Here is a 291-nt window from a genome sequence, read left to right as displayed (position 1 = left end):
ACCGCCAACGCCATCGCCGGGACCAGACCTGCGTCCGACACGAGATTGGAATCATCGAACGCGGCTGACACGCGCGTAGATCTATGGAAAAGTTGCACCTACGAGATGCCTCTCGGATTGGCCAAACGGAGTTCTAGACAAACCCCATCTTTCCCGATCCGACAGGCATTCTCTGTTTAAAACGCCGCTACAACCTCAACCCGACCGGTGGATCGAGGCTAAGTGCCGGTCGACTGGCTGCCCCCAGCCTGGATTTAGTGCAGCAGTGGAAGGAGTTGCTCCGCTAACAGC

This window comes from Paenarthrobacter sp. PPS72, assembly GCF_048537125.1.
In the GTDB taxonomy this organism is placed as follows: domain Bacteria; phylum Actinomycetota; class Actinomycetes; order Actinomycetales; family Micrococcaceae; genus Arthrobacter; species Arthrobacter nitroguajacolicus_E.
This window is presented reverse-complemented; position numbering follows the sequence as displayed.